The organism is Planctomycetota bacterium (assembly GCA_039182125.1).
Taxonomy (GTDB): Bacteria; Planctomycetota; Phycisphaerae; order Tepidisphaerales; family Tepidisphaeraceae; genus JBCDCH01.
In genome coordinates this window covers 1-15,079 of sequence record JBCDCH010000040.1, presented here as the reverse complement: position 1 = coordinate 15,079, position 15,079 = coordinate 1, and the positions used below count along the sequence as shown (strand labels likewise).

Here is a 15,079-nt window from a genome sequence, read left to right as displayed (position 1 = left end):
CGGACGACGGTGAGCGCTCAAACCCCGCGTGAGGCGCTATGGTCTCGCATGCGAGCGATCCGCGTCCACGCGTTCGGCGGGCCCGAAGTGATGCAAGTCGAGGAAGTCGCCGATCCGATTCCCGGCCCTGGTGAAGTTCTCGTTGCCATCGCGGCGGCGGGGGTGAACCCGGTCGACACCTACATCCGAAGCGGGGCGTACGGATCGCTGCCGGACTTGCCTTACACGCCGGGCCTCGACGCGGCAGGCGTGATCGAAGCCGTGGGCAAGGGCGTCGACAACTGGCAGGTCAACGACCGCGTCGTCGTCGCCAAGAGCCTGAGTGGTTGTTACACCGAACTCGCGGTGTGCCCGGCCGACGGGATTCACGCACTGCCCGATCGGCTCAGTTTCGAGCAGGGAGCGGCGGTCAACGTCAACTACGTCACCGCCTTCCGCGCGTTGCTTGATCATGGCCGGATGAAGGCGACCGATCGCGTTTTCGTTCACGGCGGCACCGGTGGCGTCGGGCTTGCGGCGATCCAAATCTGCCGGGGCCACGGCGTGCATGTCGACGCGAGCGGCGGCACCGACGCGGGCCGTGCCGCACTGCTCGACAACGGTGCGGCCAGCGCGGTCCCGCACGGCGCGCTCGACCAACTCGCCGAGCCGCCGACGTTGATCCTCGAAAACCTCGCCGACGCGAACCTGCAGACCGACCTGGATCACGTCGCACCCGGCGGGCGGATCGTCATCGTCGGATCGCGCGGCGACATCATGATCACGCCACGCGTCTTCCTGCAGAAGCACCCGGTTGTTACCGGCATGAACTATTGGGATGGTGGCGACGTCGGGGTCGCGCGGGCATTCGATGCGCTGAGCGTCGGGTTGGCCAACGGCGACCTCAACCCCGTGGTCGGCCAGCGGTTCAAACTCGCCGACGCGCCGGCGGCACACGAGGCGGTGATGACCGACGGCAAGATCGGCAAGGTCGTGCTGACGATGTGAGGATCACTTCTTACCAAGCGCACGCTGCTGCTTGAAGAATGCCCGCAGCTGCTCGGCACACTCGTCGGCGAGCAGTCCGCTTTCGATCGCGACGCGGTGGTTGAGCCTCGGGTCGTCACAGAGTTGAAGCAACGTCCCGGCCGCGCCGGCCTTCGGATCGCTCGCGCCGAAGACAAGCCGCTCGATCCGGGCGTTGACGATCGCGCCGGCGCACATCGGACAAGGCTCAAGCGTGACGAAGAGTGTGCAACCGATCAACCGCCAGGTGTCGAGTGTTCGGCCGGCCGCGCGGAGTGCGACGACCTCGGCGTGGGCCGTCGGGTCTTCGTCACGCTCGCGTCGGTTTTGTCCGGTGGCGAGCACGTCGCCCGTGGGGGAGAGGATTACGCAGCCGACCGGGACTTCGCCGGCCGTTGCCGCGAAACGTGCTTCGGCGAGCGCGAGACGCATCGCGTCTTCGTCGGTCACTCGACGGGCTCCACCTTTTTCACCTCGGGGAGCTTGTCCTTGAGCACGCGCTCGATGCCGTGCCGGAGCGTCAGGCCGGCCGACGGGCAGCCGATGCACGCGCCATGGAACCGCACCCGCACGGTGCCGGCATTGGTGACGTCCACGAGTTCGACGTCGCCGCCATCGTCCTGCACCGCGGGCCGGATGCGTTCGAGCACCTCGGCGACGCGTTCGGTAAGGGTTGGCTTGGCGACGGGCATGGCGTGATGATAGCCGATTACTCGGGCGTTCTCAGCAGGACGAGTTTGCCTTCGCCGGTGAGGTACACGATCCCCCCGTCGACGAGCCGCCATTGCCCCGGTTCGATGCCGGTTTCCTCGGCGATGGAACGCTCGTGAAGCACCAGACCGCCGTCGCTGCCGTCATCGCTCATCCGCGTGACCGTGGTGAGCATCAGGTTGCGTGGGCGGCGTGATCGGCCTTGCACCCGGGCGTTGGGCTCGTCGATGACGACCGCGGTGTCGGGCGTGAGCAGCACGTCGCGGATGGTCGGCATGAACGGGCTGCCGGCAAACCGCTCCCACTCACGGCCGGCCTCGGCGATGTCATAGGTGACCAACGTCGAGAGACCGATGGTGATGACGCGGCTGCCCGACGCGATGAGCCGAACCTTCGCGGCACCGGCCCTCGGGCTCAGCGCGACCGGCGTGTCGCTGCCGGGATACGTCATGAGATCGCCGCTGGCCAGGTCGAAGACGTACACCCCCTGCGTCTCGGTGTTGGCGTCGCCGAGTACAAGGGCTTTGCCTGCGCTGATCAGGAGGTTGTCCGGCTCGAAGCTCTGGCCGAACGGGGCTTCGCCGAGCCGGTCACGGAACTCGGTCTCCCACAGCGCGGTCGGAACCGGGCCGTCGACGCTTGCCAAGTCGAACGCGCGCAGCCGTTGCGGCGTGAGCAGCAGGAGCAGGCCGTCGTCGGAGAGGTTGAAGTTCACCAACTGCTCGTTGCCGCCTTGTTGTTCGAGGACGGGGTCGCCATCGAAGAGCGAACGAACGAGAAGGCGTTGCTGGCCGTTGGGCTGGCGGATGAGCAGGGCGAGGTGGTCCGGGCCGGCGAGCATGCGGACGGCCTGCCCCGCATCGACGCCGCGCCGCCAAATCACCGCACCGTCGGTCGGATCGATCAGCACGGTCTCGCCGAGTTCGGATGCGACGGCGAGCCGGTCGGGGGCGATGGCGGCAAGGCGGATGCTGCCGCCGCGGTCGATCGGGCCGGCGTTGGCCTGGGCACGATCCCGAAGCGCGGCGAACTCTCGGGCTTGCTGCGGGTTGACCTGTCCGTCGTTGAGCCGGATCACCAGCGGCTGCTCGTCTTCGGGCAGTTCATCCGCCCGCGGCTCGGCGGCGACGGCTTGTTGGTCGTCGGGTAGCAGCGGGGCGAACTGCCAGAGTCGCGCGCCGGTCGTTCCGTCGAACCCCGCAACGTGGTCGCGGCTGATCAACACGAGGACACCCCCGAACCACGCCGAGGCGGCGGGCCGTGCCTGGAAATCGAGCTCGGCGATGACCCGGCCCTGGGCGGAAATGAGCCGGGACTTGCCGCCCCAAGCGACGAACCGGTCGGTGCGTTCGCCGCCGTCGAGTTGTGACACGAGCAGCCGCACGTCATCGATCACATCGCGTCGTGGGAACGGATCGGGCGCGACGCCGTTGATCGTGATCGGCGGCAGGTCGAGGTTGGGCAGCAAGGCGTTGGCCGACAATGTCGCGAGTTCACGCAGTCGGTCGGCGGCGTTGGCGCGGGACATGATGCCGAGTGCTTCGCCGTTGGGCAGGTCGATCGCGGCGAGTAGTTCGCTGCCGGGTTCCAGCCGGGCGGCTTCGGCGAGGTGGGCTGCTGCGAGTTGAAGGAATTGCGGGTCGGTGCCCATGGTGCGGGCCAGCCGTTCGAGCAGCGCGGCACGATCGGCATTGTCGGTCACCCGGGCCAGCGATGCCCGAAGTGCCCGGCGTGCAAGCAGGACGTTGCCGCTTTCCTCAAGACGATCGCTCGCCACGGCGAAAAGGTCGGTGGTGACTTGCGCGTTGGGGTATTGCCGGGCAAGGTCGAGCAGTTCACGCGGATCACCGTCGGGGTCGTTCAACAGCGGTGTTGCGGCGGCGACGGCGTCCGTTTCGACCGGTGCGTAAACCGCCCGGCCGTGAGCTTCGATCAAGGCGTCGATCCGCCGCCTCGCCAGTTCGGAAGCGGCAACGGTATCCCCGGCGACGTTGACGTCGATGCTGCGGAGCGTGTCGTCGATAAGTAGTTCCTGGTAAAGCCCGACCTTGTCGCCCGGATCGGTGGCGGCGTCGATGCGGGTGAGCCGGAGGCGCACTTGCTGCTGCGGTGACGCGGCGATGCCCTCGGCCAGGCCAAAGAGCTCGTCCTTGTCGAAGCCGGGAACATCGCGATTGGCCAGACCCATGATGGTGGCGAAGGTCCGCGTGCGTGCCGTCCCGTCGTCGTCGAGCCGGCCGATGATTTCGACGGCGTCACGGAGGTGGCCGACGGCCGTCGCCGCATCACCGCTGGCCGCGGCGGATTCGGCGAACCGCAGGCGGGGGATCACATCGTTAGGCGACTCACGGACGAGCCGTTCGAGTTCGCGTTGGATGGTGACCGGATCGGCGTAGACGTCGACTTCATTGGCCGTGGCAATGACGAGCGTGTTGCTGAGGACGAGCAGGTTGCCCGGCCCCTGGTCCTCGGCGAACTCGCCATCAAGCGGCAGGATCGGCTCCCGCTTTCCGTTGCTAAGCCTCACCCGCCTGACACGGTCGGTCGTGCAGAAGTAAAGGTGATCGCCGGCAATGACCGGTCGCCCGATGAAGTCCACCGTTTCGCCCGGAAACTCGAAGTTCCAAAAGACGTTGTCCAGCGGGTCCAAGTCCGGCTCGTACTCCTGCCAGGCGATCGCGTCGATGCGGCGGACGTTACCGAGGATCAGCTGTTCGCCGGCAACGCCGATGAGTTGGTTCAAATCGCCATGGGCTTCGAGGTCGACGCTCAGGACCTCCGACCCGTCGAGCGCGTCGTAAACGAGTGCTTCCTTGCCGTCGTTGGGCAGGGCGAAGAGTTTGCCTTGCGTGACGATCAGCGGGTTGCTGGTGGCGGGGGTGAACTCGTCGGGGGTGCGTGGCGCCGGCCGGCGACGGTTGAACCGATTGTTCACGGCTTCGGGCAGGTCACGCTCGTACAGGTTGAGCCAACGGACCGTGCCGTCGTAAGCGTCGAGACAGGCGATGACGCCGGCGTCGTTGGAGACGTAGAGCCGGTCCCCGTCGAGGGCGGGGTGGGATTCGCTGAGGCCACGCTGGCTGTTGTTGTTGCGGCGGTTGAGCATCGCCTGCGAGGCGTTGCTCGCGACGAAGCCGGCCCACCGGATCTCACCACTCTGCTCGTCGATGCACAAGACGTAGCACTCTTCGAACTGCCCGGCGTTGGCGTTGGCGCTGCCGGTGAGTTTGATGTAGATGCGGCCGTTGCTGACGATTGGGCTGCCGGAGAATCGTCCGCCGACGACGGTCACTTTTTCGCCACCGCTCTCGAAGGAAAGCCGGCGCGGGGCCATCGTCCAACGGATCGAACCGTCGCCGCGATCCAGGCAAACCAGTTGCTCGGCAAACCCGTCCTGCCCAGTGAGCTGTTGGGCGAAGACGTCGGCCTTACCCATGACGGCGATGACGGACGACTCGGAGACGGCGGTGGTGTTGACCAGTCCGCGCGGCTTGCTCCATGCCTCGATGGCGTAAACCCCGCCCGGATGAGTCGGCTCCCATGCCGGCAGGGCGGTGCCGCTGACCATGCTCAGTGCGTAGAGCCGGGCGTTGTCGTGGAAGAAGATTTCGCCGTTCTCGATGACCGGGAGAATTCCGGTGAAGTCGCCGCGCGCCTCGAACGGTTCGGCTTCCTTGCGGTAGCGACGTACCGAACCAACCTGGACGTTGCGAGGTCGCGAGTCGGTCAGTGAGACACGAAAAGAACGTTGCAGTTGCGCGGGGTTGGGTTCGCCGGGGATGACGTGTCGGTCGGTATCGCCGAAGGCCAACGGCCAATTGGCTATTTCGTTCCCTCTGGCAACCGGCGGTCCGTCGAGCAGGGCGGCGGAGAGGGCATCGCGGTAGTTGACCGGTTCGCCGCCGAGCATGCCGATGGCGTCGGGCGGGAGGTCATTGAGCCGGTCGGCGGCGCGAGCGGTTTGACCGAGTAAATGGTGGGTGAGTCCGGAGCGAAAGGCGAAGTCCGGCTGGGCATCGCCTAGGCCGGGGTAAGTTTCGAGGATGCGATCGGCGAGGGCCGCGGCCGATGCGAAGTCGCCGGCCCGGAACGATTCATCAATGAGCAGCCGGGCGGCATCAAGTGCGGCACGGGTGACGAAGTATTCGTTGAATATCCGGCCCAGCAGCCGGCGGCGCTCGGCCGGGTCGGTCTCTTCCATCGCCTCACCAAGCAGGCGTTGAGCATCATCGCCGAACAACTCGCGGAACACCGCCAACCCCTCGGCCGGCCAACGGGCGATGCGTTCCTGGATCGCCGGGACGACGCTGCGGTACTGGATGATGTTGTTGTCGGCGTCGGTCCGGCTGGGGACGACGCGGTCGTTGAAGCCGAGCACCAACTCCTGATACACGTCGGCTGCGTTGTCCCAGTCACGCAGCCGTTCCATCCGCTCGGCCAACGTGAACTTCTCGAGCACCGTCGCGGAGTCCCGGACGAACACGCCCTGCGAGGAGTCTTTGCCCTCGAGCGGCGAAGTACCCTGGGCCAAGGCCGAACCGGCGATCGCGAACGTCAATGCCAACGGTACTAAACGCATTCGGTGCTCCACGAAAATATCTTAGGGGATGCGCGGCATTTCGGTTCAGTCGAAGTGGTGTCCCCACAGCGGCGAAAGTCGCGTGACCTCGTCCGGTGGAATCTTCGATTTGTCCGACCAGATCGCCATGGCGAGGGTGTCGCGGATCGGATCGGCCATGAGTTGGTCCTTTCGCCCGGCGGCGAGTTCGACGGCTCGTTTGAGCACCGTGACTCCTGACGCCGCGGCGGCTTGGAGGTTCCCGATGATCTCGCGCAACAGGCCTTCCTTGCCGTCGGGGTGGGCTTCGTGCGTCCGCCAGCAGTCGTAGTCGGTGACCAGCGCGACCAGGGCGTAGGGCAGTTCGGCTTCCCGGGCGAGTCTGGCTTCGGGCATGGCCGTCATGCCGATGACGTCGCCGCCCCAGAGGCGGTGCATGTGGCTCTCGGCCTTGGTGCTGAACGCGGGGCCTTCCATACACACATAGCAGCCGGCCGGGTGGGTCGGAGTTTCAACCGCGTCGGCCGAATCGAGCAGCAACTGTCGCAGCGGTCCGCTGAACGGGTCGGCAAACTCCACATGCACCGCCGCGTTTTCGTAGAACGTCGTCGCCCGGGCCGAAGTCTTGTCGATGATCTGGTCGGGAACCAACAAGTGTTTGGGCGCGAACTCCTCACGCAAGCTGCCGACGGCCCCCGAGGCCAGAACGTGGGTCGCGCCAAGTTGCTTGAGTGCGAACAGGTTCGCCCGGCTGTTGACCGCAGTGGGGCGGATGAGATGGCCGTCTCCGTGACGTTGCAGGATCAGGACCGGTACGTCGGCCCAATGCGTTTCGATGATCGGGGCGGACGGCTTGCCGAAGGGCGTGTCGGGGTGGTGGGCGGTGCCGGTTTCGCCGCCGAGCGCTTCGCCGAGGCCGGTACCGCCGATGAGGGCTAACTTCATGGCGGCCAAAGTACGAGAATTCCCGCCGAATGCCCACGGCGTTAGCCGCCGGCCCGGCGTGGCTTCCGGCCCTTCCTCGGCCCTTTGCCAGCGGTCGCCGGTTTGGCCTTTGCTTTGCGAAAGATGAACAGGTAGTTGAAGCCGCGGAGGAAGTAGTTGCCCTCGTCGGCGGCTTTGCGGTAGTTGCCCATCTCCAGTGTGCGGTTGTGACGGACGACGCTCACGATGTCGACCGGCTCCAAGTGCTTCCGTGTTGCGTCGAACACCTCGAAGCCCAGCGGGTGGAAGGTGCCGCCGGTCTTATTGTGCTTGTAGCTGTCGGAAATGTAGATCGCCGCATGGCCGCTGGGTTTGAGCACGCGGTGGATTTCTCTGGCGACATCGGCCATTGCGTCGTAATACCCGCCGTCGGCCTTGAGCTTGCCGATGTCACGCTTGTCGTCGCCGTAGTCGAGGTGGTCGGCGTAGGGCGGGTCGATGAACACGAAATCGACCTTTCCCGACAATTCTGGCGGCAGGTCGCGGGCGTCACGGTTGAAGATGTCCTTGCGCTGCGGATGCACGTCGTAGCCGAGGGCTTTTCGGTCGAGATCGCGGGCCACGTCCAGCGTCGTGCCGCTGCCGCAGCATGGGTCGACGATCAGGTCTTTCGGCTTCGTGTAACGCTCCAGCAGATTCCAGATGATGTACGACGGGGTCGCGCCAGCGTAACCCTTGATGCCCTGCTGCTTACCGCCGTAGTCCTGCGAGGGATAGTCCCAAAGGGTTGTCACCTGCCGACGTAGCGGCGGCTGGGCGATGGGCTGGTGGCGCTTTTTCGAGGAACGGGTCGGCCGCGGCATGGATCCCGAGGGTATTCGCGTCACTACGGCAGGTTCGGGGCGTTCCGCTCGGAACTGTCGAGCAGGCAGAGGCGGTGATATGGAACCCGCACGCGCTCTTCTAGAGATGGATCCACATGACCGGGTTCGGCGTCGATCAGCTTCATCAGCCGCTCGGCAGCGGTCCTGCCGACCTCGCGGAATGGGATCAGCGCGGTGGTCACCGGGATCCCCGTGTGCATGTGAATCTTGTCGTCGTGGAAGCAGGCGATCTCAAGATCTTCGGGTACCCGCAGGCCGTGTCGCATCGCGGCGGAGTGAAGTGCCACGGCGTCGGCCATCTCGTAGCAGACGACCGAATCGAGTTCGCCGCGCTGTTGTACGAACCGGTCGGCTTCGTCACGCCAGAAGAAAACCTCGTTGGTGGTGCCGATCTTCCGCACAGGCTCAAGCTTCGGGATAGGCAGGTCGTGAGCGTTGAGAGCGTTATGGACGCCGGCAAGTCGGGCCGGACCGGAGAAGTGATCGCCTTCGCCCGAGGCTCGGCTCAGCCGGAAGTAACCGATGTGCCGTCGGCCACGTTCTAGCAGGAAGTTCACCAACACCCCCGCACCGTGGTCTTCGTCGGGATCGATGGATCGAGTCTCCCGGCCTGCGTTGACCCACAGCCACGGCAGTGATTGGCGTTCGAATGTCGGTGCGGCCGAGATGGTCACGTTGGTGTTGGGATGAACCAGCAAGCCATCGACGGCATTCTCCCGCAGCAGGCGAGGGATGAAGCCTGCTTCGTCGAAACGTTTGGCAGGCACGTCGTTGAGGATGAGACGTTGCTTGTTGGCGTGCAGTGCTTCCTGGATGCCGTGCAAGAGAGGGACGGGCACCCAGTCGACGTCGATTTCGCCGCAGGTCATCAGGGCGATGAGCTTGAACTTGCCCGAGGCCATGGTGCGGGCGGCGGTGTTGGGGCGGTAGCCGGCCTCTTCCGCGATGCGGCGGATGCGTTCGGAGCGTTTGGCGATGGCGCTGCGGTTTTCCTTGTTCTTGCCATTGAGGACGCGGGAAACAGTGCCGGCACTCACGCCGGCCAAGCGGGCGATCTCATCCAGTGTCGGCGTGGCACGCGGCAGGGTTCGGGCCGGGTGACGGCCGATAGGCGGATCGGATTTTCGTGTGCGCGCGGGCATCGGGCGGATCAATCCTGCGAGGCTTTCCGAAAACCGCATCGAGTGACGCAGCTCGGTGGACGATACCATAAAAGTAGGCAAAAAGGTCTTGCATTCGCAAGCGCTGTCAAATAGAGTCCCAAATAACCGCCCGAGGAGGGCAGTCTGCCGCACGCTCGCTGATACTTCGCAGCATTGAGAGGCGGCGTTACAATCCGGGTCCATCGGCCCGGGAAAAACGATTCACCTGCCTGAGGAGGCACACCATGCGTATTCGCAACCCTCGCAACCGTCGCGGCTTCACGCTCGTCGAGCTGTTGGTCGTTATCGGTATCATCGCACTCTTGATCTCCATCCTGCTGCCCTCGCTGCAACGAGCCCGTGAGAGTGCCAAGTCGGTTCAGTGTCTGAGTAACTTGCGCCAGATTGGTCTGGCCTCCTTGTTCTACGCCGAGGACTGGGACCAGAAGCTCCCGCCCACAGAAGTCTATCTTGAGGAGTTCGGTACAGAGCGGGCACCTGACCGTCACTGGATGACCAAACTCGACGAGTACATCTCTGCTGAGGGCGAAGATGCCAACACCGCGTTTCGTTGTCCCTCGGGTAACGACAATATCTTGGGTCGAGATGGTGTCCCAGATTGGTTCGCTGGTAGCAGTGACCCGGGGTGGGGCACCGACGCAGATGGTGTTGTCGGTTTGACGCCTAGGAACTTCCTCGGTGCTTCGCTATTCGAGACCAACGCTGCCGAGGGTTACGACGAGGATGATCCGGAGTTTAAAGCCACTCACTATGCCGTGAACTCTTGGTGGGGTAGCAATTCAGTATCTTGGTGGGACTCGGGGCGTACCTACGCAGAATTTTTCCCGATGACCTACATCGGCGATCAAGCTGAGGTACTTGGTCTGCGTCAGATGAGTCTGGCCCAGGTACAGGACAGTGCTCGGGTCGCCACCTTCTTCGACGGGGTCTATTTGTTTGCGATGGAAGGCGAGCGCATCAACCATCGTCACGGCGATCTCGACCGCGCCAACTTCACCTTTGCTGATGGTCATGCCGCTTCCGTTGCTGGCTCGGCTCTTCCCGACGCTGACGAGAACATGTACGGCGATCCTTGGGAGAAGCTCGTTAGCACTTTCGAGGTTCGCTTCTCCGCCATCAATATTCGGAATCCGTTCTAAAACGAACTCCTCATTGTTGCGAAGTACCACCGCCCGCGCCGTTTAACGGCCGGGCGGTGGTCGTTGGTAGGCTTGATCCCATGTCTGGTGATCTCTGGCAATACGTCTGCTATCGCGTGGTCGTTGGCAGCCGTGCATATGGCTTGGGCGACGAAGGGAGTGACACCGACCGAAAGGGCGTCTACCTGCCGCCGGCGGACCTGCACTGGTCTCTAGGCGGTGCCCCGGCCACGCTCGAGAATGACGCTGAACAGACGGTGGCCTGGGAGATCGAGAAGTTCGTCAGGCTCGGACTCTCGGCGAACCCGACGGCACTCGAAATTCTCTGGTCGCCCGTCGTGGAGCACAGCGACGAGACGGGCGATGATTTATGGCGACATCGGTCCGCGTTCCTGTCGAAACGCGTGGCCGACACGTTCGTCGGCTACGCCGAGAAGCAACGCGGCAAACACCTGCGCCGCCTCGAACGTGGCGACCCGGTCAAGCCCAAGCAGGTGATGCACACCCTCCGCCTCCTCATCGCAGGCGAGACGCTCTTGCGAACCGGCGAGCTCGACTTGCAGCCGGTCGGTGAACGCGACAGGTTGCTCGCGGTCAAGCACGGCGAAATGGCGTGGCCGATTTTACCTATGTTTTGACGAATTTGCTACTGTCACATAAAGATCGGACCCGTCGGATTCACCTTTGCAGGTTATCGTTCGGGCGATGTTGGCTGTTGGACAAACTGTGGCGGGGGCGGGGTCATTGATCCGTAATTGCTAGCACTCAGCCTGTGTTGTGATTAGTATATGTCGCTTGTCAAACTCATCGAAGAGCGTTTGTTCATCTCGTGCTGGTTCAGGAGAACTTTATGGACCTCCAATCATCATTCATTCCGTTCATGATAGGCTCAATCAGCTTGATCGCATTCCTTGGGATACGAAATGTTCATCTGGCAAAAAATACAAGAGATCTATGCGGCAAAATCATTGAGAGTGCATGTGATATTAGGCGTCCATCTTATCCTTGGAAGGTTTGTTATGTGAAACAGATTTCGTTCTTCCTCCATCGGTACATGATCAGCAACCGAGCGCTTGTGTGTGCGATCTTCTCAGTGCTGATGTTCGGATTGATGATTGCGATACTTGTCATTTCTCCAGAGTGGCATCTAGTCGGTCTGGATTTGACGCCAGACTACATTAAGATGGCGTCCGTTGCCTTGTTTTTCATAGGAGGTACAGCGGCAACGTTTGCCACACGCGCCTGCATCGCTGAGACAGCGCTTGCTCGGAAGTCCCTGTGCTTGAATGTTGTAACTACGTTGGTCGCTATCGATGATTCGGCGTTCGGCAGAAATTCTATTAACGAGTTGGAATCGATATTGAAAAGGGTGGAGAAAAATATCGAAGACCCGATCAAGGCAGAGTTCGAGGCGAAGATTTTTCGGCTTAAGAGTTCGATCAGCAGGTCCTAGGCAAACGCGGGCGACGGATTTTGGTAATCGTTAGAATTGGTTATTGGGTTTGATTGGAATGTCGGTTGCATAGCTTGGCGATCGCATGTAGTCTCAGTGCCTGAGATCGCTGCGAAATATTTTTGTTCTGCTTGGTGACTTGGACTTATCTACAGTTTGCTGTGCGTCTCCCCGTCATTGCCATCGTCGGCCGGCCCAATGTCGGCAAGTCGTCCCTGCTCAACGCGCTGGCGCGTAAACGCATCTCCATCGTCCAGGACATGCCCGGCGTCACGCGGGACCGTATCTCCACGCCCGTCAAGGTCGGCACCCAGCACGGCACGCGCTACGTCGAACTCGTTGACACCGGCGGCTTCGGGTTCGACGGCGATGATCTCGTCGGCCACGTCGAAGAACAGATCCGGCTCGCGGTGGGGCGGGCGGACATGGTGTTTTTCGTGATCGACGCCCACGACGGGCTGACGGCCTTGGACGAGACGATCGCCGAGATGCTTCGCAAGACCGGCGTGAAGGTGGTGCTCGTGGCGAACAAGGCCGACGGCCCACGGCACGAGTTGACCATCGCCGAGGCCGCGTCGCTCGGATTCGGGACGCCGGTGCCGGTCTCGGCCACGACCGGCCGCGGCGTCGAGAAGTTCCCTAAACTCATCGCCGACAACGTCGATCTTGTCGACGCGCCCGACTCGGTGCCCGAGCCTGATCTGCACATCGCGGTCGTCGGCAAGCGAAACGCGGGGAAGTCGACCTTCGTGAACGCCGTGGCGGACTTGTACGGGGCGGGCGAGAGCAGCCGGGTGATCGTCAGCGAGATCCCCGGTACCACCCGCGACAGTGTCGATGTCCGTTTCGAGAAAGACGGCCGGGCACTCACGATCATCGACACCGCCGGCGTCCGCAAACGCCGACACATGGTCAACGACGACATCGAGTTCTACGCCTACCACCGGGCCGAGCGATCGATCCGCCGGGCGGACGTGGTGCTCATGCTGTTGGACTCGTCGATCAAGGTGGCCGATCCGGACAAGAAGCTGGGCCGGGTGATCGCCGACCACAGCAAGCCGACGATCATCGTGGTCAACAAGTGGGACCTGGCCCGCAAGTTTCTACGCGAGTCGGCCGGGAAGCAGGGCGAGTCGGTCGAAAAGAACGACGACCGCCTGCTCATGGCCCAGTTCAAGACGTACCTCGAAAAAGAACTGCCGGGCTTGGCGCACTGTCCGGTCGCGTTCACGACCGCCCAAGAGGGGAAAAACGTCGGCCCGGTGCTCGACCTCGCCCGTCGTCTGTTCAAGCAGTCTGGCGAACGCGTCGGTACCGGCAAGCTGAACTCCGTCATCAAGGCCGCCGTCCAGACCCGCCCGCCCGGCACCCGCGGCAAGCGGCCCAAAATCTACTACGCCACGCAGGTCGACATCCATCCGCCCACGATCGTGCTGTTCGTCAACGACCCGAAACTTTTCAGCAAGGCGTACCAGCGATTCCTGCTCAATCGGTTGCGGGATGAGCTGCCGTTCGGAGAGGTGCCGGTCCAGCTCTTCCTGCGAGGCAAGCCGGACCGCGAGGCGCAGGCGGAGAACCTGACTGAGCTCACCGGCGGCGAAAAGTCCGAGCGGAAGCGAACCGGCAAAAAGCCCGGTAGCCCTACTGGAAGGCCCCAGAAGCCCCAAAAACGGACGCGCAGCAGGTAGAGCAAACCGAATGTGAACAAAAAACACCTGCGATGTTTGACCCGGTCGTGACCCGGCCTAAACTGCTGCCCGCTGGTGACGGAGGCGAACGCCCTCGCCAACAGCGATAAACAAGCTCTTTGACAAGTGAAGACGGGATGCCACGAGGACGTGGCCCCTGCCAGACGGAAGCGGTTTCGGCCGCGGAAAGATGGTGAGGGGACAAACAATCTCAACTTGAGATCGTCCTTCGTGGTTGCACGCCGCAGCGGCCTTCGGGTCGTTGCGAGTCACCTAAGAATGATTGATTTCGAGTTCAGCGCCGGCGGCACCGCCGCCGGTACCATACATGCCAGTCGTTCCCGCCACCTCGCGGGGGCGAATGGTCAAATACTTCATTCGCGATTAGCTCGCCGATTTCGGTCGGTGAGATTCAAAAGCAACAATTGAAGAGTTTGATCCTGGCTCAGCCTGAACGCTGTCGGTATGGCTAAGACATGCAAGTCGAACGCCCAGCTTGCTGGGAGTGGCGAACGGGTGAGTAATGCGTCGCTAACGTACCCCTTCCACTGGGATAGGCACTCGAAAGGGTGTGTAATACCAGATGACACTTCATCGTCGCATGGCGGTGAGGTCAAAGGTCCGCCGGGAAGGGATCGGGCGACGTGGTATCAGCTAGTTGGTGAGGTAAAGGCTCACCAAGGCATCGACGCCTAGCCGGACTGAGAGGTTGGCCGGCCACATCGGGACTGAGACACTGCCCGGACTCCTACGGGAGGCTGCAGTAACGAATCTTCCGCAATGCACGCAAGTGTGACGGAGCAATACCGAGTGCAGGACGAAGCCCCTCGGGGTGTAAACTGCTAAAAGAAGCTAACAAGTTCTGAGTAACTTCTGATAAGGGGCGACTAACTCTGTGCCAGCAGTCGCGGTAATACAGAGGCCCCGAGCGTTAGGCGGAATCACTGGGCTTAAAGCGTGTGCAGGCGGCCCTGCAAGTACCTTGTGAAAGCCCACGGCTCAACCGTGGAACTGCTTGGTATACTGCGGGGCTTGGATCATCCAGGGGCGAGCGGAACTCACGGTGGAGCGGTGAAATGCATAGATATCGTGAGGAACGCCAGAGGCGAAAGCGGCTCGCTGGGGATGTATCGACGCTCAGACACGAAAGCTAGGGTAGCGAACGGGATTAGATACCCCGGTAGTCCTAGCCGTAAACGATGTCCACTAGGCTGCGGGAGCACTGACGCTCTCGCGGTCGTAGCAAAAGTGTTAAGTGGACCGCCTGGGGAGTACGGTCGCAAGGCTAAAACTCAAAGGAATTGACGGGGGCTCACACAAGCGGTGGAGCATGTGGTTTAATTCGAAGCAACGCGCAGAACCTTACCTGGGTTTGACATCCTTGGATTATCCCGGTGAAAGTCGGGTACGCCTTTCGAGGTGGAACAAGGACAGGTGCTGCATGGCTGTCGTCAGCTCGTGTCGTGAGATGTCGGGTTAAGTCCCTTAACGAGCGAAACCTTTACCACTAGTTACCATCGGATTATGCCGGGGACTCTAGTGGGACTGCCGGTG

At 62.7% G+C, this 15,079-nt stretch carries 11 protein-coding genes and 1 rRNA gene; 6 read left to right on the top strand and 6 right to left on the bottom strand.

Going from position 1 to position 15,079, the window contains the following annotated elements; genetic code table 11:
- Nucleotides 1–48 precede the first annotated feature (48 nt).
- Entirely contained in the window at nucleotides 49–987 is a 939-nt protein-coding gene (locus AAGD32_11460) for an NADPH:quinone reductase (protein MEM8874860.1), read from the top strand.
- A 3-nt stretch (nucleotides 988–990) separates the two neighbouring features.
- On the opposite strand, the gene tadA is transcribed toward AAGD32_11460, so the two are convergent.
- The 6 genes from tadA to AAGD32_11430 are packed head-to-tail and all read right to left on the bottom strand — an operon-like array spanning nucleotide 991 to nucleotide 9,224.
- Complete coding sequence (gene tadA / locus AAGD32_11455) at nucleotides 991–1,455, bottom strand: tRNA adenosine(34) deaminase TadA (GenBank protein MEM8874859.1); 465 nt, start codon at nucleotides 1,453–1,455, stop codon at nucleotides 991–993.
- Nucleotides 1,452–1,697, bottom strand: a complete 246-nt coding sequence (locus AAGD32_11450) for a NifU family protein (protein MEM8874858.1) — start codon at nucleotides 1,695–1,697, stop codon at nucleotides 1,452–1,454. Before AAGD32_11450 ends, tadA begins: the two co-directional genes overlap by 4 nt.
- 17 nt (nucleotides 1,698–1,714) lie before the next feature.
- Nucleotides 1,715–6,295, bottom strand: a complete 4,581-nt coding sequence (locus AAGD32_11445) for a PQQ-binding-like beta-propeller repeat protein (protein ID MEM8874857.1) — start codon at nucleotides 6,293–6,295, stop codon at nucleotides 1,715–1,717.
- A 45-nt stretch (nucleotides 6,296–6,340) separates the two neighbouring features.
- Entirely contained in the window at nucleotides 6,341–7,219 is an 879-nt protein-coding gene (gene mtnP / locus AAGD32_11440; GenBank protein MEM8874856.1) for an S-methyl-5'-thioadenosine phosphorylase, read from the bottom strand.
- A 41-nt stretch (nucleotides 7,220–7,260) separates the two neighbouring features.
- Entirely contained in the window at nucleotides 7,261–8,061 is an 801-nt protein-coding gene (locus tag AAGD32_11435; protein ID MEM8874855.1) for a DNA methyltransferase, read from the bottom strand.
- 23 nt (nucleotides 8,062–8,084) lie between these two features.
- Nucleotides 8,085–9,224: a LacI family DNA-binding transcriptional regulator gene (locus AAGD32_11430; GenBank protein ID MEM8874854.1), complete on the bottom strand. Its 1,140-nt coding sequence runs from the start codon at nucleotides 9,222–9,224 to the stop codon at nucleotides 8,085–8,087.
- Nucleotides 9,225–9,469: 245 nt separating this feature from the next.
- Here AAGD32_11430 and AAGD32_11425 point away from each other — a divergent pair, with 245 nt between their 5' ends.
- The 5 genes from AAGD32_11425 to AAGD32_11405 all read left to right on the top strand — a co-directional run.
- Nucleotides 9,470–10,384: a prepilin-type N-terminal cleavage/methylation domain-containing protein gene (locus AAGD32_11425; GenBank protein ID MEM8874853.1), complete on the top strand. Its 915-nt coding sequence runs from the start codon at nucleotides 9,470–9,472 to the stop codon at nucleotides 10,382–10,384.
- An 80-nt stretch (nucleotides 10,385–10,464) separates the two neighbouring features.
- Nucleotides 10,465–11,022, top strand: a complete 558-nt coding sequence (locus AAGD32_11420; protein MEM8874852.1) for a nucleotidyltransferase domain-containing protein — start codon at nucleotides 10,465–10,467, stop codon at nucleotides 11,020–11,022.
- 383 nt (nucleotides 11,023–11,405) lie between these two features.
- Nucleotides 11,406–11,837, top strand: a complete 432-nt coding sequence (locus AAGD32_11415) for a hypothetical protein (protein MEM8874851.1) — start codon at nucleotides 11,406–11,408, stop codon at nucleotides 11,835–11,837.
- A gap of 161 nt (nucleotides 11,838–11,998) precedes the next feature.
- Nucleotides 11,999–13,525, top strand: coding sequence for a ribosome biogenesis GTPase Der (der, locus tag AAGD32_11410; protein ID MEM8874850.1), 1,527 nt, complete (start codon nucleotides 11,999–12,001; stop codon nucleotides 13,523–13,525).
- Between the two features lie 422 nt (nucleotides 13,526–13,947).
- Nucleotides 13,948–15,079: ribosomal RNA gene (locus tag AAGD32_11405) — 16S ribosomal RNA — on the top strand; the annotation flags it as partial.

Bases quoted from the DNA above. Each gene is read 5' to 3' on its own strand.
- AAGD32_11420 (MEM8874852.1), top strand. From the start codon at position 10,465: ATGTCTGGTGATCTCTGGCAATACGTCTGCTATCGCGTGGTCGTTGGC.
- AAGD32_11460 (MEM8874860.1), top strand. From the start codon at position 49: ATGCGAGCGATCCGCGTCCACGCGTTCGGCGGGCCCGAAGTGATGCAA.
- AAGD32_11445 (MEM8874857.1), bottom strand. From the start codon at position 6,295: ATGCGTTTAGTACCGTTGGCATTGACGTTCGCGATCGCCGGTTCGGCC.
- mtnP (MEM8874856.1), bottom strand. From the start codon at position 7,219: ATGAAGTTAGCCCTCATCGGCGGTACCGGCCTCGGCGAAGCGCTCGGC.
- AAGD32_11450 (MEM8874858.1), bottom strand. From the start codon at position 1,697: ATGCCCGTCGCCAAGCCAACCCTTACCGAACGCGTCGCCGAGGTGCTC.
- AAGD32_11425 (MEM8874853.1), top strand. From the start codon at position 9,470: ATGCGTATTCGCAACCCTCGCAACCGTCGCGGCTTCACGCTCGTCGAG.
- AAGD32_11430 (MEM8874854.1), bottom strand. From the start codon at position 9,224: ATGCCCGCGCGCACACGAAAATCCGATCCGCCTATCGGCCGTCACCCG.
- AAGD32_11435 (MEM8874855.1), bottom strand. From the start codon at position 8,061: ATGCCGCGGCCGACCCGTTCCTCGAAAAAGCGCCACCAGCCCATCGCC.